The organism is Vibrio sp. D417a, from assembly GCF_030248595.1.
GTDB lineage: Bacteria > Pseudomonadota > Gammaproteobacteria > Enterobacterales > Vibrionaceae > Vibrio > Vibrio alginolyticus.
In genome coordinates, this window is sequence record NZ_JAHGAM010000008.1 from 180615 (window position 1) to 201581 (window position 20967).

The 20967-nt window shown below is 44.1% G+C and carries 9 protein-coding genes; all 9 read right to left on the reverse strand.

Features of this window, described 5'->3' with window-relative positions; all coding sequences use genetic code 11:
• Window positions 1-38: 38 nt before the first annotated feature.
• Window positions 39-509 (reverse strand): heme-degrading domain-containing protein, encoded by a 471-nt coding sequence (locus tag KI742_RS09805; protein ID WP_005389124.1) that lies wholly within the window; start codon window positions 507-509, stop codon window positions 39-41.
• The gene (locus KI742_RS09810; protein WP_285386041.1) at window positions 506-1546 is read right to left on the reverse strand and encodes an oxidoreductase; all 1041 of its coding nucleotides are present in this window, start codon (window positions 1544-1546) and stop codon (window positions 506-508) included. The genes KI742_RS09805 and KI742_RS09810 overlap by 4 nt, the downstream gene beginning before the upstream one ends.
• Window positions 1547-1557: 11 nt before the next feature.
• Window positions 1558-2292 carry a DeoR/GlpR family DNA-binding transcription regulator gene (locus KI742_RS09815; RefSeq protein ID WP_285386048.1) on the reverse strand — a complete coding sequence of 245 codons (735 nt, stop codon included), beginning with the start codon at window positions 2290-2292 and terminating at the stop codon, window positions 1558-1560.
• A 217-nt stretch (window positions 2293-2509) separates the two neighbouring features.
• Window positions 2510-3352 (reverse strand): phosphate ABC transporter substrate-binding protein, encoded by an 843-nt coding sequence (locus tag KI742_RS09820; RefSeq protein ID WP_285386042.1) that lies wholly within the window; start codon window positions 3350-3352, stop codon window positions 2510-2512.
• Complete coding sequence (locus KI742_RS09825) at window positions 3342-3962, reverse strand: OmpA family protein (protein ID WP_054574113.1); 621 nt, start codon at window positions 3960-3962, stop codon at window positions 3342-3344. Before KI742_RS09825 ends, KI742_RS09820 begins: the two co-directional genes overlap by 11 nt.
• Complete coding sequence (locus tag KI742_RS09830; RefSeq protein ID WP_285386043.1) at window positions 3955-5268, reverse strand: TolC family outer membrane protein; 1314 nt, start codon at window positions 5266-5268, stop codon at window positions 3955-3957. The genes KI742_RS09825 and KI742_RS09830 overlap by 8 nt, the downstream gene beginning before the upstream one ends.
• Before the next feature lie 15 nt (window positions 5269-5283).
• The gene (locus KI742_RS09835; protein WP_285386045.1) at window positions 5284-6597 is read right to left on the reverse strand and encodes an HlyD family type I secretion periplasmic adaptor subunit; all 1314 of its coding nucleotides are present in this window, start codon (window positions 6595-6597) and stop codon (window positions 5284-5286) included.
• Window positions 6594-8765, reverse strand: coding sequence for a type I secretion system permease/ATPase (locus KI742_RS09840; RefSeq protein ID WP_285460356.1), 2172 nt, complete (start codon window positions 8763-8765; stop codon window positions 6594-6596). Before KI742_RS09840 ends, KI742_RS09835 begins: the two co-directional genes overlap by 4 nt.
• Window positions 8762-20902, reverse strand: coding sequence for an Ig-like domain-containing protein (locus KI742_RS09845; RefSeq protein ID WP_285445298.1), 12141 nt, complete (start codon window positions 20900-20902; stop codon window positions 8762-8764). The genes KI742_RS09840 and KI742_RS09845 overlap by 4 nt, the downstream gene beginning before the upstream one ends.
• Window positions 20903-20967: the final 65 nt, after the last annotated feature.

Genomic DNA, 20967 nt, shown 5'->3' on the forward strand with positions numbered 1-20967 from the left:
AGCACGATAAAGAACCGTGCTACTTTCATATTTGGCGTTTAAGAGGGTTTTGTCTCTGTCATCGTTTTTAATATATCCACAACTAGCTGATGATCATCTAACTGCGGTAAACCCGATACCGTCACAACCCCAACCAAACCAGACCCAGAAAGCCGAATTGGGAACGCGCCACCATGAGCACAGTACTCACGAGCATCGAGATGAGGCTGATTTTCGAAATCACGTTGCTTTTGCTTGTTGTACAGAGAAAGATAGTAAGAGCTGTGGCCATACCTTAATACTGAGTTTCGCTTCCTACGGACCCAATCTAAATGATCAGCACAGGTTCCTGCCATCGCGTATTGAAATAGCGTTTGTCCAAAGCCGTAAACCTCAATAGCAACAGCCGCGCCGCGAGCTTCAGCCTCTTCTTTTAGAGCGAGGCCGATAGACCACGCAATATGATGATTAAATTCCGCCAACTGAAGTTCATGCTCTTGCCGGGCCACGAGTTCAAGCGTCAAACTCATGGTTTCACCTGAATCGTTTTACCCGTTTTACTGCTTTCCAATGCCATCTCAATCAGAGCGATATTCTGTACTGCTTGAGCGGCAGGGACCGGGTTATCAGTGCCCAAACGAATGGCGTCTGCCACACCAACAAAGTAAGCTTGGTACGCGCCTCTCTCCGTTTTGATAGTTTGCGCACCGTCTTCGTCGTAACGGACTCCGTATAACGCCTCATCTTCTTCCGACCAAGCATCGTTTTCCGGCAAACGGCCTTCTTTTAAGTAGCCCTCTTGAGGATCTAATCCGAACTTTTCATATTTAGCTTCCGTACCCAATACTTTGTATCGGAGATTCGGCTCTGGGCTATACAAGTTTGAATGCAAGTGCACAATATGCTCAGGGTAATGAAGTATCAAGTTGTAATAATCAATCGTCGTCGCGCCCGGACGCATCATTCGACATTGTGCGTCTATCGCATCTGGCAAGCCAAACAACACCAATGCTTGATCGAGAAGATGAGGAGCAAGGTCGAATAGAATACCACCACCATCTTGAGCTAGCTCTCGCCATCGTTGACGAACTTCAGGGCGGTAACGGTCAAAGTGTGACTCGAATAGCTTTATATCACCTAACTTACCTTGTTCGATAAGAGATTTAACCGTGAGAAAATCTCCATCCCAACGTCTATTGTGAAAAACGCTCAGCACCAGACCTTTCTCTTCCGCCAAGGCGATAAGTTCATTACCGTCTTCTATACGAGTAACAAACGGTTTCTCGACGATGACGTGTTTCCCATTGTTCAACGCACGCTTTGCAAGTTCGTAATGTACGTCATTTGGCGCAGTAATGATTACGAGCTCTGCATCACTATCATCGAGTAAAGTATTCGCATCAGAAAACCACTTAGCATCTGGCCAATCACTTTGAACCGCCTCCTGTTGACGAGAGCTTATCGCGCTCAGCGTTAAATTTGGTAGCGCTTTAATGAAGGGTAAATGAAACGTTTTTGCTGAATATCCGTAACCAATCACAGCGGTTTTTACGGGATCGTAAGCCATTGTAAGATTCCTTATTTCGGTGATACAACAATACATTCAATATCATTGTGATCGAGGAGTTGTTGAAAATCTGATTGAGGGGGATGATCGGTAATAATGATGTCGATCTTTGACAAATCACATACGTGGTGGAAATTGTCGCTACCAATTTTTCGGGATTCACAAACGACGATGACCTGCTGAGCTTGAGCAATCATCGCTTGTTTCATTGTTGCTTCTAACAAACTATTTGTTGTCAGCCCTCGGGATGACAATGCACACACGCCAATGAACGCTTTGTTCACGTGATAATGCTGCATTTGCTGCTCTGCTTGCGCCCCTAAAACTGCTCTGGCATAAGGGTCAAAGTGTCCGCCTAAGAAATAAACGTCCATTGTGTCGTTTGTCTCAGCAGCGGTCAGCACATCAATGCTGTTAGTAACGACGTTGAGCTTGTTTTCTCCACAACGCGCTTTTCCTGCATAGAGTGGGAGCAGAGATAAAATGGTGCTGGTATCAATAACAAGATGGTCGCGCTCATCCAACAACGCTGCGGCAGATTGAGCCAGTCGATGTTTAACGTCACTCACGGGTCGACTCGCGTATGCCTCGGTATGGGAAGAGATCGGCGCAAGCATGACACCACCTCGTATTCTTTGTAACCCAGGTTGCTGACTCAACTTAACTAAGTCTCGACGAGCTGAATCTCGCGAGATACCAAAGTACTCACAAACTTCAGACAACGTTACTTTATTTTGCTGATCCAGCTTCGCTCTGAGCGCTACGAGTCTTTCTTCTTATGTCATGACTTAAATTCACTTAAGTGGTTTTAAGCAAACTTGCCACAATAATAGAAAAATTACCAACAAAACCACTTACAACCAACTCAATTGACCAAAGGTTAACCAAAGATAAATGAGCAGCAAGGCAAAACTTCCTAGGACGGTACGTTCACTCAAGCCCACATAGTTAGGCGTATGAAGTTTATTTATACCCGTTTAAAACAACTGGCTCATCTAGCCCTAACTTCACTCTATTTCTTTTAATAAGCGCTTTTGGTAGTGGAATAAACCCAGCATTTCGTATCTGTTGTGTATTGTTGTCGGTTGTAAGGAGTTCAAATAGCTTTGATTTTTTGATCTTCTGATTAGTGTCGAATTGTTTATTTATATAAACGTAATAGACCACGGAAAATGGATAGCGAAGAGAATAGATGCAATCTGTGCTCAAAGAGCATGAGTCATCATTATGATGAACAGAGAGAGCCTTGTAGCTCGACCACTGTTCTGAGTATTTAAAATCGGAGTATCGCATATAAGCTTTGGCTGACAAGTCGTCGCTTAAAGCCCGTTTCAATCGGTCTTCATCAAGCATTTGAATCGATGATTGACAACCATTAGAGCTCACATCTGGGTTACTTAAACGCATCTCCCCGAAAGCATACGTATTTGCATCACAGCGTTTCAATTCACTAACGGAAACACTATCTACCGTACTCTTTTGACTATTGATTACGACAATAGCGTTTGCCATTAAAAACAAACGTGTAGGCCTGTGGCCTCTTTCTCGTTGAAATCGGGAGATGTTTTCATCTGACCATTTCTTAGATGTGATCGCAATAGAGGCTCCGTCATTTAGCATGTCGTTAAAACCACCAGACTGAGATGCAAGCGCTACATTTACACGTGGCTCATCTATCAATGTTTCTATCGTTTCTAATATTTCTGGTTCGACAAAAATCGATGTTCGAGCCTCAGAGTCAGCAAATGCCAGCGGTGAAATCAAACATGAAGCTAGAGTAAAGAAAGGCAATACTTTAATTTTCATAATTCAACTCCAACTTCGAATTAGGTGTCAACTCGCTGTCCGAACTAAATATAGTCCACGCTTGTTCAGTACTTTCAGCTTTCGTGTTTACAACAGCAATTGTGCGCCTTTCCCGTTTTTTTAGTTGTACCGTCAATGCCGTATTCTGATAAAACTCTTGCTCTTCAATTCGATTATCTTGAATGCCGTTTCTCACTAGCAATTCTCGTATAGCTGCCGTCCTTTTCTTTGCCAACGCTTTGTTGTATTCGAGTGACGCTTCAGGGCTTGTGTCTCCTATCAGTATGACTTGCGCATTTGGGTTACTCTGAAGCAATGCTTTCAACTCGCTTAGCGGCATATCATGAGATGACGTTACCTGATGCTCATCCATCGCAAAGAAAAAACTGATCAGGTGTGTCTGCGAGTCGTTGACCCAATTCGCACAGCCCTCACTGTCAACAACCACACCTTTGGGCGTATCTGCGCAGTTATCTCGTTGGTTTATCACGCCATCACTATCGTTGTCTTTAAGGTCGTTGTACTGGTAAGTGGTCAACGTCGTATTCGGTGATTCAGCACAGCCTGCTAACATGAAAACTAGAAGACTCGTCACTGCGAATTTATCCATTATTGTTCTCCTTCCAGTTCTCTGGATACTCAACTCGCAACGCATAAGTCAGAATCCCCATCGAGTTGAATAAACGGTAAGTGGCAACCAAATGATCGTACTTTGTTCGGGTGTAGTTCCGTCTCGCAACAAACGTTTCAACTTTGGCATCTAATAGATCTAACAAACTACGTCGCCCTACATTGAACTGCTGGATGTACCCTAATTCAGTTACTTTCGCCGCATCAACGTTGACTTTTAAAAACTCCATTTGCTGTTGAAGCAATGTATGTGCGTCCCATGCCAGCCTTACACCTTCATTCGCATCTAGTTCTGCATTTGCTCGAATAGCCCTCGCCTCCTCTACTCGCCAGGCAGATGACTCCACTCGGGAGTCTGTAGAAAAGCCGTTAAAAAGATCGTAGTTGACCGTCAGCATAACCTTTGCATCTTCGTTAATGCCTTCAATATTATCCACGTTGTCTGTTTTGTTGGCTGACAGCTCAAGCTTGAGCTCTGGGTAGTAATCCCCCTTTTCTCTTTTTACTTCATGTCGAGCCGCCTCTAAATCTTTCATCGCCGACTGTATGGATGGGTGCAACCTAACCGCTTGTTTGAGTGCTTCGTCAAGCTTATTCGGAAGCAATTCCTGCGGGTAAACAGGCTCAACTAAGTTTTGCGGCGCTCGACCAACCAAACGTACAAATCTTGTTCTAGCATCGGAAAGATTGTTTTGGGCGGCAATCAATGAGGACTGTGTTGTCGCGACACGCGAAGAAACCTGCGCTAAGTCGGAGTTGCTGGTTAAACCTTTTTCTTTTTTATCTAGAATGAAACGGTAGATCTCTTGGTGTTCATTTAGGTTTCTTTCTGTCAGTTTCATCAACTCTCGGGCATGTAAAACATCCACATACGCTCTGACAGTATCTAATGCAACATTTTCCGCAGATGCCAATAAGTCCAAGCGTTCAGCTTCAGCCTCGTAAGATAGGCGATCAACATCAGCACTTGTTTTAAATCCATCAAATAACAGTTGGGAGATTCTTACGCCCATCTCCGTTCTTTCTAATGTTCTATCTTCACTGTCGATGTAGTTTCCGTTGTTATATCGAGTACCTTCGTACCCTGCTGCTGCATACAAATTAACCTGAGGAAGAAATGAACCATTTATGGCATTTCGGTCTCGTACCATCGACTCATAGCGAGAATAGCGAGCAAGCAAACTGGGGGAGCTATCGAGAGATAACGTAACTGACTCTTCTAAAGTCAAAGCGTTTGGCGACGATGATACTGCAAACAAGACCAATAACGTTGATTTAAGCCGCATCTTATATCCTTATGTCTATCTTTCTCTGAGCGAATTCTCTTTCGCACGTAATATAGGTTTTAACCAATAATTCAGTACTGTTTTTTCTCCTGTAAGAATGTCTACCACAACCTGCATTCCCGGGATGATCGTAAACTTATCATCAACCTTGAAAGTAACGTTGGCACGGTAGTAGGCATTGCCCTCTTCATTTTGAAGTGCATCGGCGCTTACGTAGGTCACTTCTCCTTCTAGACCTCCGTAAATGACAAAGTCATAGGCAGACAACTTTACCGTTGCCGGCAGGCCAGGCCTTATGAAGGCGATATTCTGAGGAGAAATTCTCGCTTCAACGATTAACGTGCTATTACGAGGGACTATTTCTAAAATAGGCTCACCCGGCTTAACCACACCTCCGATGGTTCTGACAAAAACATCTTTGATGGTTCCATCGACCGGGGAAAGTAACTGCGTTCGATTCAACTGATCCGCAATCGCCTGACGACTTTCATTGAGCAGCGCTAGTTGCGTCACAACTTCATTGAGCTGCCCTTGTGCCTCTGCCCTAAAAGCAAGCGCAGTACCACGATAATCTGCGATGGATTCAGAATACACAGCCCTTTGCTTTTGGGCAGCAGCTTGTGAACTCGCGATGTCTCCTTTGAGCTTTATAACGTCTCTATTCAGTTTTAATAATTCCACTTCAGCCACCGCGCCACTAGAAACCACCTCTCTCAACATATCTCGCTCTTTCGAGACAATAACCAGACTGCTTTTTAGTGTTTGAATGGTATTCAAGGTATCTAGATAAGCTTGCGATTGTTGCTCAATTCGCAATTTAGCCTCCTCCAGCTCAGACTCCAGTTGGCTCAACCGCTCAAGATAGTTTGCTTTGGCATTCAGATAGGCAGAGTGGCCGGTCATCGAAATATCAAATGGCTGAGGCTCGATACTCACTTGTTGTTTCCAATCCAGTTGGAGGCTATTCACTTTTACCGTTTCTAATTCAATTTGAAGCCTCTGCTTTCTGGCGAGCAAAGATTCAACTTGTTCAGAGGTCTCCGAATAGGTCGACTTAAACCTTGTATCATCCAGAATGGCGATGGTTTGCCCCTTAGTGACGCTTTCACCAGGCATGACAAGTAACTCCTTTAGAATGCCTCCCTCTAAGCTCTGAATCGTCTGAACAGACAAAGTAGGAACAACCTTTCCTTCGCCGACAACCACTTCGTCTAACCTCGCCCACGAGGCCCAAATAATCACACTTAGCACTAACGCGGCAGACAACCAAATCAACGTTCTCGAACGGTTTGCTAAATGAGCATTACTCCAACGAACTGTGCTCATCATTGACCTCCTTCGCGTACAATTGATACTGCGCGTACTCTGTTCGTTTTCGCGTTAGACTGTTGTTTAGCAAAAATTTCTTGGGGCGATCCTTCCCTCAAAATTGTGCCTTTATCAAGCACAACAATTCGATCACAAAGCGATAATAAGGAATGTTTATGAGAGCTAATAATCATCGTCGTCGAGTGCGGCAACGATTTGAGAGCATTAAACAATGCATTCTCAGCAGGCTGGTCTAAGGAACTGGTTGGCTCGTCTAAAATTAATGCTGCTGGGTTTCGATAAAAAGCTCTTGAAATCGCTACAGCTTGCCTTTGCCCCCCCGACAAATAACGCCCTCCTTCTCCGACTTGCGTTTCTAGACCATGAGGAAGGCGACTCATGTACTGGTTCAAACCCGATAATTCTATCGCACGGCGTAAACGTTCTTGATCAATAACATGATGTCCTAATACTATGTTTTCCATAATGCTGCCGTATATAAGATGCGAATCTTGGCCAACCCAACCCGTTTTCTCTCTTATCAATTCGGCGGGCCAAAGCTGGCTGTCAATGTCATCAAAATAAACGCTACCCTGTAAGGTACTGAGTTGATTGGTAATAATAGAAAGGAGTGTAGACTTTCCGGCTCCTGCACTACCAATAACGCCAACGCGTTCGCCTTGCTTGATAGTAAGATTAATATCTCTCAAACATGGCATATCAACATCTGGGTATTGGAAGCTCACGTTTTCTAAACGTATATTCCCTGTAAATTCGGCAGACGTAATGACCTGACTGCGTTGCGCCTCCTGAGGTAAAGACATGATAGAATTTAAGCCTTCAACCGCTGTTTTTGTCTGTTGATAGCGAAGTAACAGCATAGCTAACTGGTTAATCGCCCCTGCAGCACGACCGCTAAGCATGACAATAGCAATGAGCCCCCCCATGCTTAGCAATCCCTCAGAAATTCTGTACACGCCTGTTACAAGTAACATTACGGTAATTATCTGCTGGCTAGATTGAATGGAGTAAGCAACGATATTCGAATAGTTTCGCGATTGATTTTGCCAATCAGAAAGCATGGATACCGTTTGCTCCCAACGCTTTTGTGCTTCTCCCGTAGCGTTATTTTGCTTAATCTCTTTTAAAGAGGACAATGAATCAAACAAGTGAGCTTGTCGCTTCATGGATAGTGCAGCACTTTCCGTATGTGATTGTTCTATTTTTGCTTTTACCGCAAAGCCAAGGATCAGCAGGGTAAACATGACGGCAATAGGTATGAACATCATTGCCCCACCTAGCCAACCTATTAAGACTAAAAATAACAACGTAAATGGGAGATCAACTAAGGTCACAAGAGATGCAGAAGTAAAAAAATCGCGAACACTATCAAAATCTTGTAGTTGTCGAGCGAATGCACCGACTGATGCAGGACGGTGTTCAAGTTTCATCCCCATAACTTTAGAAAAAAGTATCGAAGAAAGCTTGTTATCGATGTACTTACCCGCGGTATCAGTGACAACTCCCCTTGCTTTACGCAATAGCCAATCAAAAATAATGATGACGGAGACACCAGCGACCAAAACCCATAATGTACTGAAAGCTTGATTAGGCACTACACGATCGTAAACGTTCATAGTGAAAAGCGGAATAACTAGCGCTAGCGTATTGATAAGGAAAGAGGCAATCAAAAGATCTCGATACCACGAAGACATTTCTTTCACTACTGCGAAAAGCCAATGTTCATTATAATCCGCTTGAATAGAACTTATCCGTTTGTCCAGCTCTGGACGCATAGAAACTTGCCATGCTTGAGGCTGGAATTGATTATGCAGTTCCTCGCTCGTGACATATTGCGTTTCACCTTGATCTTCACTAAATAACGTGACTTGATAATCGCTGTTATGTCGCTCAGATATAATAGCGGGTTGTAACGTCTTCCTATTGATTACCACCAATGGAAAGCTCAACATTGCGGTGGATTTTAAATCGATTAATGTGAGTTCAAGATCGGCTCGCTCAGCGGCTCTGATGAATAAGTCACTATCCAATCTACCCTCAACAAGAGGTAATCCAGAAAGCACCTTTTTTGTATGGTGTCTAACCTCAAAATAACGCATCAACCAAGTTAACGATTGCACCCAAGGATCGTTAGTCTGCTCACTTGATGAGGATGAGTGATGCTTCATGACATACCACCTACTAGCAAGTTGTTGTCATCAATCATCTTCTGTAAGACATTTTCTTCGGCTACGCCAGTCGAGTCACCTTTGTAAAGCTGATCGAGAGTGACGCCCTGCATAAGAATCTGTTGTTTTGTCCCCGTCTCTTCTGGTTTTATGTGAAGCGTTACGCCATCATCATTCTCTGTTAAATCGAGCTTATTATCGACTTCTGTTATCGAGGTAGCGGTGATTATAGAGGCAATGTCAATTGTGTCATTATCATCACCAATAGCGGATATTTGGAAATCGTTGATCACATCGTACGAGGGCTTTAACTCGTTACCGAGCCCTGAACTATCAAACTGGAATACATCGCTGCCACTTCCTCCAATAAGCAAATCATTAGCATCTGTCGCAAGTAATGTTTGGTCACCCTCTTCCACTAAGGCAACATTGACTACCTGAGCAGCACCTTCTGCGACAGTAGCACCCAGTGTTGCAATCGGTTTTATCGACAACGTAAAATCACTTGCACCGCTAAACCCACCAACGATGGAAAGATCAGCGACATCCTCTTGATCAACAGTGTAAATGCCGTTCAATCTTTCACCATGACTCAACTCTAGATCTGTTGGTAATCCGCGAATCTCCACACTTCCAAACTCTTCGGGTGCAGGATTGACTAAATTCATGCTCAACCCCAAAGGAATACTCCCAGACGCTTCAGACACAATAGACTGATAATCGGCCGTTAGTGTTGGCTCATCAGCTTCAGGGGTAACAACAATGGTTAGATCGGTAGTTTGCACATCTCCAAAATCGGTTTCGAGTGTCTCTGACACTATCGCTTGATCAAACGTTCTAACATTGAGAGCAACATCCATCGTTCCAAATGCATCCTTCGGAATGAACTCCAAACCTGACACTTCATTTGCTCGCACTAATACCGTCGCCACGGCATTGCCCGCGTCATCGAAGGTAAAGGATGAGAATTGAGTTCCAATACGAATCCTACCTAAGCCTTCCAATGCAGAGGGTTCAGAGCTTGCTTTGATCAACATCGACACTTCTATATATTCGTTGCTATTTGTTTCAAAACCGCTCGCTAAAAAGTCAATCGAAATGGAATCACCTTCATCTCCAGTGAACGTGTTAGAGGTTGTATTCAACGATACATCATCGCCAATCGGTTTTACGCCGACGTTGAACTGAGAAGTGGTATAGTTATAGTCGTTTGATCCAGACTCTTGGGTAATAGCTTGCAGTGTTAATGAAATATCCCCACTAAAATCTAGTGGCGGTAGAAAGTAAACCTTATCAAGTTGCGCTTGAGTTAGCTGCCACTCCTTGCTCTCACCATCCGTTGAACCGTTATCAGGGAGTAATTCGAACGTCCCATTATTGTCCCAAACCAACACGGCTCCGTCTGGCACTCCTGTCATGACCAAAGACATCGACTCAGAACCATCTTGATCGATTAATGATGCAGATAAGTTTCCTAAATAAATATAATTATCTTCATTACCAACTACGTCTTCTGTTTCCAGAACCGCTTTATCAACCACTGGGGCAATGGTAACGGTAACTTCTGTTGATTTAGTTTGAGTATCTTTCGCACTGTCAGTACTTAAACAACTTCCCGTGACTTCATCAGTAATGTTTGCGTCAACGGAAATAACAAGCTCTCCACTGTAGTTTTCAGGTGGGATTAACTGAATTTCGTTTAGACGCGTAACATCTGTCACTACCCATGTTCCATCACCGTTGTCAATGAGTAGGCTCGGGTCCACGGCAGTAAACCGCGCATTCTCGTCAGACACCGATAAAGAAACCCAATTGACACTTTCAAGGCCAGTCGCTGCGTCACCTTCTCCAGTAATGGACTGCATTGGTCCTTCACTATCGCCCAATACAAGAGCAAGATTCAGGTTGGTTATAGTATCTTCTTGAACCGTAACTTGGCTTGGTGCTATCGCGATATCATCGACAACAGGAGAGATTTGTACCGTAATGGTCTGAGCGGTTGTTTTCGAGTCACCATCGCATGGGGCCGTTTCTGTCACTTCTAAATTGAAAGTAATGCAACCAGCAAAGTCCTCATCCACGCCAGTAAGCGTCAAGGAAGACAATCCAGCGCTAGAAATTGAATAACCCAACAGATTGCCCGCATTATCATAAGCAGGTATCACACCTTCGCCAGTAAGCTCGACTCCTTCAGGTAAAGAATCTGCGGCGACAAAGAAGGAAACTAAGTTACCGTCACTACTCGCTACATCAGGGTTTAAAAACGCCCCAATTGAGACATCTTCACCTTCTTTACCTACAATATCCCCACTTTGAACGCTTCCTGGTTCACCAGGATCAGCACACTGGTCTCCATCTCCTTCATGGCCAGTAATTTGAATTTGGAACTGACCAGTGATGTATTGAGCATCCGTTCCATCTCGAACATACGCTAACACATTCACATCAAGTATCTCTGTGTTAGATGGGCTATAAATCGATGCGCTAGCAAGCAAATCTTGAGCGGTTTCCAACACGCTATCACTTGTGATTCCTTCCATTGGAATCAGCCAGTTCCCATCGGCATCTTGAGAAGCACCGTTCGGATGAGTAACAATGAGGTCTTGACCCTGCGGTATCTGTAAAACGATGTAATCGAGATACTCTGAACCATCAATATCCGCTTCTGTAAATGTAATGCCTCCACTCACGTCGACAGCAGACCCATCGGTACTTGTGAATACTTCAGTCGCACCTTCTAAACGTGTTTTGTCAATATCTTCATTACCAATATCCACTTTGCCAGAAACCACGACGCTCAAAGAGCCATTGATTGCCTTTACATCAGTCTCCATCGTCGAAGACGTGTCTGTCACTTCGTACTGAACTTCCAGGCTAAATGTCCCACTTAGGTCTTCATTAGCTTTTACAGTGATTCGTCCACTGTTTAACAACTCAGATAATGTTGCCGAGCTACCATCAAGTAGTTCATTGAGTTCTAACGGTAAGTTACTTTCCTCTACTGCATTACCATCAAAGTAAAGCGTTAAGCCATCTGGAATGGATACAATGGTGTATCCTGTCAAGGACTCACTAGAATCTATATCTTGATTAACGACAGGCTCAAGATTTAGTGTGATGAAATTGTCCTCAATACCATTGCTTTGTAATTCTTGGCCGTCAGTTTGATCAACAATAGGTGAGATTTCCATTTCCACTTTAAGAGGGGTTTCAGCAGAATCACCATCCGGCTCTGTTGAAACGACGATAACATCCATGCTCAGTGTTCCACTAAAATCTTGCTCTGTTTTGAGGTAAGTGTTTTCAAGAACAGCGTTCGAGACCTGATAAACTGGCCCCGTTATTGGGTCCACGTATGCAATTGGAAGAGCAATAGGGTCACCATTTACATCTGTCAGTTGTGTTCCCACAGGGATGTTCTGAAGCAAGATATTAATTTCTTCTGATAGATCGTCGTCTGATGTCTGGATGATAAAATCCAGTTGTATCAGGTTATCTTCGTCTAACGTAGAGAGATTACTAATTACTTTAGTCGCTTGATCATATTGCCAATTCCCCTGTCCACCATCTAGGACAATTGGTTCATCGACCACGCCTTTTAGCTTAATGTCAATGGTTGCAGATTGGCTCTCGGCGGTTTCATTAAGAGGTGCTAAGCCATCAATAGTCGACTCTGTTGAAATGGCGGTTACTTGAAGGGATAGAGATTCAGTAAATGAGCTGATATCCGATTTTGGTTGAAGTAACGCCTCTGAATTGGCTAGAGCATTGGAGGTCACTAGGTAGGTATTAATACCGATAAGCGTAATCCCAGCTCCGACAGGCAATGTCCAACCATCTTGAACTTCTATGCGATAAGAAAGAGACTCCGAGCCATCTGTGTCAGTGAGCCGCCCTAGGATGTAATCTTTTAAGTCAATCGCTTGGTCTTCAAGCCACTGAATGTTTTTAACGGTCAGCGTAGGCACATCGGCATCTGGAGATATATCGATAACAACTTGCTCAGTGATCTCCGCTGTTTTATCTTGCTCATCGGCAAACACACTACCCGATTCAGTCGTTACTGCCGTTACATCAAAAGTAAATCTTCCGGCTAAGTTTTCGTTAGATGTGATTTCAATTTGATCTAACTCGGATTGGCTATACGCTTTCCCTTCCTCAATAGCACTTCCGTTAAGTGTTAATATAAGTCCATCTGGAATATTCGAAATTTGGTAGTGGAGCGTTTCAGAACCGTCTTGGTCAAACTTTTCAGCAACAATATTGAGTGAAAGTGATTCAGCGGAATCTTCAACACTTTGATAAGAAAAGTCCGAATCATTAGACCACTCTGGCAAATCTGCAACCGGTAAAACGTTAACATTTAACGTGTTATTGCCTTGTAATACAAAACCATCTGGTTCGACATCAGATACGATTAATGCAGACACTGCTAACGAAACTTTGATAGTGTTGCCCGACAGGTTTAGTGCTGGTTGATAAGTGAGATCACCATTTGGAACAGTGAATATACCCACCCCCATTAGCTCTGTACCAGAAAGACTAATAAATCCGTCATTATCATCATCTTCAAGGCGCGCTCCGTCTAAAAACAGAGCCCCTCCTTGTAGAGATTCAACAGAGATCCTTATCGCTTCAACACGCTCATTATTCTCCGTATCCCCAGGAGAAACTCTAATCGGTAACGCGACTGGCGTAGGGTCTCCACTATTATTCGCGCCATTATCTTCTAACGTATCTACATTAACGGTTCGAATAAAGCCCCTAGCATCATCAAGAATTAATTGAGCTTCACTGCTTGCTTGGTCACCGTCTGCATCCGTCACAGTTATCGTTAGATCATCAAGCAAACCACCTACAGGCGTATTAACAATAAGCTCGGTAGTTAGCGTAAATGTCCCATCTTGAGCAATAGTCAGCGTTCCATATTTTAAGTTACCATCACTACTATTGATTAAATCGATGGTCCAAGCATCATCGCTAAATACCGAACTCGCCGTATCGTATGTTTCACCTGCATAGGTCAAACTTGAAATCAACGTGCCATCTGAACTGATTAAGTCGGCATTATTGCTAAACCAGTTTCCCGAAAACTCATCCCCCTCGGTAAGTTCAATTTCTATTGGTGAGCTTGTGTCTTCAGGGATATCATCTACTACACTAACGGTATATGTCTCAGCTTCAGACTGGTCGCCATCCTTATCAACGGCATAAATTGAAAAACTGAGTTCTAATGTGTTCTCGTCCGCTGGAACACCGTCAGGTTCATCGTGTTCAAGTGCACGGTATAGATCAAACTCGACAGTCCCATCGGTATTAAATCTAATTCTAAAGACGTCTTGCTCGCTTTCATCTCTTGCATATAACCAACCATTCGAGTCCGGTGAATCAAGCGCAACCAGGCTGCCACTACTTGTTTTATAGCCGAGCGCATTGAACATATCGATATTCACGCTCACACTGGCGATAGAGTCTGAACCTTGTAATAGCGTAATGGATAGTGACGAGCCCTCGATGCCAGAATCAAGCGAATCATCATTCAACCCGCTTTCATTGACTGTGATTCCCTCTGTAATTACTAGTTCCGGAAACAAGCCATCATAGACCAGTATGTTGGACTCCGTAGAGATCTCGCTTCCATCAGAATCTCTCGCCACGATGGGCATAGAGATCGACAATTGCGTCCCATCACCTAAAACATGGTCAAGCGAGTGATAAAGCTCTACAGTTACATTAACGGTAGATGTATCATTTGATGGCAAAGAGAAGTCACTAGGTAACGTGACCCTAAATACAACGTCTCCAGTGTCTGAAATTGCGTCAAAGCTTCCATCATTGTTATCGTACCAAGTGACAGCCTCTCCGTTATAAGTAACAGCATCACCAAGCGTAGTTTTGACAGTATCTCCATCATTTATGTCAACACCCAGATACACAATCGGATCGAATGATGACGTAACTATCACATCCGTATTCGCTATGGCTGAAACCCCATCAGGAGCAATGTTTGTATCGACAGGTGTTTCGGTCAACTCGACATTGCCACTATTGATTAGCGCTTGTCCATTGTCGTTATCTATCACATTAATGTCTAAAACGACCGACGTGTTATCTTGGTCTGAGTCCATTGCAGTAACAACGAGAGGCACGTTTGGATCAGTATTTTCTTGTTGGTCGAGAGCCTGAAAAAGCTCAAAGGAGTAGGTAATGTCGCTATTTGCATCAATAGGTAATGAAGCATTGAGGGTAGCTTGAAAGATGGGAATCTGAGTTTGCCCATCTTCGTCAAGAATATAACCATCAAGTGTTTTGCCATCCGCAGAGACTTGATAAAGCACAACTTGTTCACCACTCGTCAACAAGGGTTGTTCAGAGACGATGAACGACAAAGATTCGAGGTAATCACTGCCAACCTCAACTTGAAAATTCCCTGAGCTCAACACACCTCCATTTGCGAGATCAGATTCTTTTACTTCTACCCCATTCAAATTATTTAAAGTTGGGTCTGCGCCATCCTTTAGAACATAGTCAATTTCATTCTCTACAAGCGGTGTGGCATCTAAATCTACGCCACCAATGGTCAACGGGAAAGTGACCGTATCACTGCTATTGAATTGATCGATAGGGTGCTCAAGAGTAAGCGAAATTGAAGCTAATACATCGTTACCCGATTCAACGCCACTCAATGTTAACGTAAATACAGTGACACCATTGGCAAATGCTGTAATTTGCTTTCCACTGGAGCTTAACGTGTAGCTAAGCTCATTATCAGAGACTGAGCTTGTAAGCCCTAATGCTTCTAACTTAGTAATAGATGACCCACCGAAATACAAACTACTCGGATCCGGATTGTCAGATCCCGCGACAATATTAACAGTTCCTTCAAAGTTCAATATCGGGCCATCCAAAGGGACTTCTGTTACGTCTATAGTCGCATTGCCTACGTAACCTGCTTGTCCATCACTAATATCAATCGTCGCGTTAGCCAAGCCATAGTCTTGGGAGTCATCTGCAGCTAAATAGCTGAAAGAAACACTTTGCTCGACCGAATGATCTAGGTTTCGACCTGCATCAAACTGCCAAGAGCCATCTGAAAATACGGTTAATTCACCCTTCTCTAGACTAAAACTTACTGAGCCCCCCTCTAGAATTGACTTCTGCTCCCCGCCAGCCTCTACAAATTTAACATAAAGTGAGCCATCAAGATCAATATCATTTTCAAGTAGATTGCCCGTAATTGTTTGATCTTCTACGACTGAGTATGTGTCATCTCTAATCACCGGATCAGAGTCATAAATAGTAATCGTTAACGGTGCCACAACCGTCTCTTGTGTACCGTCAGCATCACTTTGAATGCTTTCAACCAATACGTTAGTCACCAGCTCATCTTGACCTACACCATGATCAATCGCTTCATAAAAAGTAATTTGAACCGTACCATCATCATTGACCTCTGCTGAGAAAACTAATCGGTCGTCAGTCGATGTTCCTTGTAAGCTCAACCCATCTTCTGCAACAACAACATTAATAGATTGACCGACCGATGTAAGCGCGCTCAAGCTTGGTTGTTCTGTATGCAGTGCTGGCACACCATTTTCTATGTTGATGGCTGCCGAGCTGCTTTGCTCACCAAAAAATCCAACGATGTTTTCAGAAAATACCGTTGAACCGGGTAGCACTATTGTCGGCATGGTATCGACCGCGTGGTTGCCGGCGGTATCCAACACTTCTGCTTCAATGGTCCACGTGTTGTTGAGATTGAGAGTGTTTACGTCAATTCCGGTTACTGTCCACGAACCTGATGCATCAACAAGGCCAGTAAAATTCAGCGTGCTGTCTCCGTCACTTACCCGAATCGTCACTGCCAAACCTTGCTCTACACCACTGGTTGTCCCTCTCATTTCCGTGACTATACCCTCACGGAAATCATCAATGGCAAGACCACCGCTAATATAAAAATCCGTATCGATATCAATGGTGGGAGCAGTGGCATCTATGGTCGTAGCCTCATCCATTGCTTTCGCTTGGTTGCCCGCCACATCATTCACGGAGGCAGATACGGTTAACGCCCCATCGGCTAACGTGGATAAGTTCGCCCCTTCGACTTGCCACATACCATCAACGACAACGGCATTGAACGAGAGCATCGCCCCCAAGCTGTCTTGAACCGTGACAGAAACCGTCTGACCATTTTCAACATCACTGACTTGCCCTGACAAAGTGACAGATTGGCGCTCTTCAATGTTTAAATAGCCGTCTCCGCCATCGTCAACGTCCACCGTCACACTTGCGAGCGTATCTTTGATGATGGTGTTTTCACTGGTTTCAGGGTTGCCCGCTATATCTATACTCTCAGCAACAACGGTCAGCGTACCTTCAGACAATCCAGAAAGGTCAACGTCGTCCAGAGACCAACTTCCACCAGTCACCACCGTTTCTAAGTTTATGACCGCTCCTAACGAGTCGGTTACCGTAACTTGGATACGCTGGCCATCTTCAATGTTTTCAATCGTCCCTTCGAGGCGAGTAGTCGCGATTTCGTACTGATTTAAATACTCATCCCCTCCACCATCAAAATTGACGTTCACCGTTGCAAGCGTATCTTTAATGGTCGTATCGACGGCGTTCAGGTTATTGCCATAAATGTCAGAAACCATAGAAGTCACCGTGAGCGGCCCTTCAGCAAGAGAAGACAGATCAACGCCTGATAGGGTATAAGCCTCGTTCTCTACGGTCGTTGTAACAGTAATGGAATTATTGAGACTGTCGGTAATGGTGATAGTAACAAGCCACTCATCGCTTATCTTGAGTGCGTCACCTTGAATCGTGACACTAGGAACTTCAAACTGGTTTTCGTATCCATCACCGCCATCAAGAATATCCACCGTTAAAGAGGCATCATCGTTCAAACCTTCAATTGCCTCTAAGGTAATATCCAATGTTACGGAGGTGGTGTCACCGTCTGAATCTGTTGCATTAACTAACAATGGTATATCCAGGATTTGATCTTTTGACAGATCGAAAGAGCGATATAATTCAAAGGAATACTCTATTTCACTACTCGACTCTAAAGGTAATGTGGATAATAGTTTCGATTGAAAAATATTTACTTCCACCCCACCTTCTAAGATATAGCCAGTAATTGTCGTACCGTCATCAGACAGACGGTAAAGCAACTCACTTTCACTACTCACTAATGTGGGCTGGTTTAATTCGCTAAATCGAAGAGAGTCAACATAATCACTCCCGATATCGAGTTGAAGGCTCCCAGTCTTAAAGATTGCCCCACTTTCTAGATTAATCTCCTCCATTGCAACAAAAGTCAAGTTGCTCAACGTAGGATCAACACCATCTTTCAACACGAAATCAATTTCATTCTCTACAAGCGGTGTGGAGTCTAGATCTGTCCCTCCAATGGTCAACGGGAAGGTTACCGTATCACTACTATTGAATTGATCGATAGGATGATCAAGAGTAAGCGAAATTGAAGCTAGTACATCGTTACCCGACTCAATGCCACTCAATGTTAACGTAAATACAGTGACACCATTGGCAAATGCTGTGATTTGCTTCCCACTGGAACTTAACGTGTAGCTAAGCTCAGTATCAGAGACTGAGCTTGTAAGCCCTAATGCCTCTAACTTAGTAATGGATGCCCCACCAAAATACAAACTAGCCGGATCAGGGTTATCAGAGCCAGCAATCACATTGACACTGCCTTCGGTGGTTAATAATGCCTCTCCCAGAGGTACTTCTGCTGCGTTTATAGTAGCGCTGCCTACATAACCCGCTTGGCCATCTATAATGTCGATAGTTGCGGTTGCTACACCGTAATCTTTTGAATCATCGGCTGCGAGATAATCAAAAACGAGACTTTGCTCAACCGTGTGATCCAAGTTGCGACTGGCATTCAACTGCCAAGAGCCATCTGAAAATACGGTTAATTCACCCTTCTCTAGACTAAAACTTACTGAGCCACCATCAGGGACAGACTGGATCTCTCCTCCGGCTCTGACATATCGAATGTACAAGTCACCATCAGTATCAATGTCATTCTCCAGTACATTGCCAGAAATGACTTGGCCTTCGGTTACACTATATGACTCATTTGCGATCACTGGGTCGGCATCAAGGATGGCGATTTCTAGGGGGGCCACAACCGTTTCTTGTGTACCATCAGCATCACTTTGAATGCTTTCAACCAATACGTTAGTCACCAGCTCATCTTGACCTACACCATGATCAATCGCTTCATAAAAAGTAATTTGAACCGTACCATCATCATTGACTTCTGCAGAGAAAACTAATCGGTCGTCAGTCGATGTTCCTTGTAAGCTCAACCCATCTTCTGCAACAACAACATTTATAGATTGACCGACCGATGTAAGCGCGCTCAAACTTGGTTGCTCTGCATGCAGTGCTGGCACACCATTTTCTATGTTGATGGCTGCCGAGCTGCTTTGCTCACCAAAAAATCCAACGATGTTTTCAGAAAATACCGTTGAACCGGGTAGCACTATTGTCGGCATGGTATCGACCACGTGGTTGCCGGCGGCATCCAACACTTCTGCTTCAATGGTCCACGTGTTGTTTAGATTGAGAGTGTTTACGTCAATTCCGGTTACTGTCCACGAACCTGATGCATCAACGAGGCCAGTAAAATTCAGCGTGCTGTCTCCGTCACTTACCCGAATCGTCACTGCCAAACCTTGCTCTACACCACTGGTTGTCCCTCTCATTTCCGTGACTATACCCTCACGGAAATCATCAATGACAAGACCACCGCTAATATAAAAATCCGTATCGATATCAATGGTGGGAGCAGTGGCATCTATGGTCGTAGCCTCATCCATCGCTTTCGCTTGGTTGCCCGCCACATCATTCACGGAGGCAGATACGGTTAACGCCCCATCGGCTAACGTGGATAAGTTCGCCCCTTCGACTTGCCACATACCATCAACGACAACGGCATTGAACGAGAACATCGCCCCCAAGCTGTCTTGAACCGTGACAGAAACCGTCTGACCATTTTCAACATCACTGACTTGCCCTGACAAAGTGACAGATTGGCGCTCTTCAATGTTTAAATAGCCGTCTCCGCCATCGTCAACGTCCACCGTCACACTTGCGAGCGTATCTTTGATGATGGTGTTTTCACTGGTTGCAGGGTTGCCCGCTATATCTATACTCTCAGCAACAACGGTCAGCGTACCTTCAGACAATCCAGAAAGGTCAACGTCGTCCAGAGACCAACTTCCACCAGTCACCACCGTTTCTAAATTTATGACCGCTCCTAACGAGTCGGTTACCGTAACTTGGATACGCTGGCCATCTTCAATGTTTTCAATCGTCCCTTCGAGGCGAGTAGTCGCGATTTCGTACTGATTTAAATACTCATCCCCTCCACCATCAAAATTGACGTTCACCGTTGCAAGCGTATCTTTAATGGTCTCATCGACGGCGTTCAGGTTATTGCCATAAATGTCAGAAACCACAGAAGTCACCGTAAGCGGCCCTTCAGCAAGAGAAGACAGATCAACGTCTGATAGGGTATAAGCCTCATTCTCTACGGTCGTTGTAACAGTAATGGAATTATTGAGGCTGTCGGTAATGGTGATAGTAACAAGCCACTCATCGCTTATCTTGAGTGCGTCACCTTGAATCGTGACACTAGGAACTTCAAACTGGTTTTCGTATCCATCGCCGCCATCAAGAATATCCACCGTTAATATAGCATCGGGATTCAACCGCTCAGGAGCCTGAGTCTCAGAAGTTGGGTTCTCTCTTTCTTGCACTGCTGGCCTAGTAACATAGCCATTAGAAACGAGTTGCTCAGGTAAAACAGCGCGAATATAGGCAACAAAACTTAACCCACCAGAAGACTCACTAAAATCTCGAACGCTCTGATTAAAAGTGGATTCAATACCGTTTTGAGATGCAATTAAAAGATCATTCGAACTCGATTCATCCTCACTTGTTGTATCTTCATTAAATGCAATATCGAGAATGTCAGTATTAAGAACAACCACCTCTACTTCTGGAACTAATTGTTCGTTGGGCAACATTTGGATCCAAGAACCGTCACTTAAAACCGCCCAAAGAACATTACCGATTTGAATGTAGAGTATTGGCTGCATAATTCGCCCCATATGAAACAACGAACTTTAAGTATGGTCGACGAATATGACTGTTCAAATGAAAC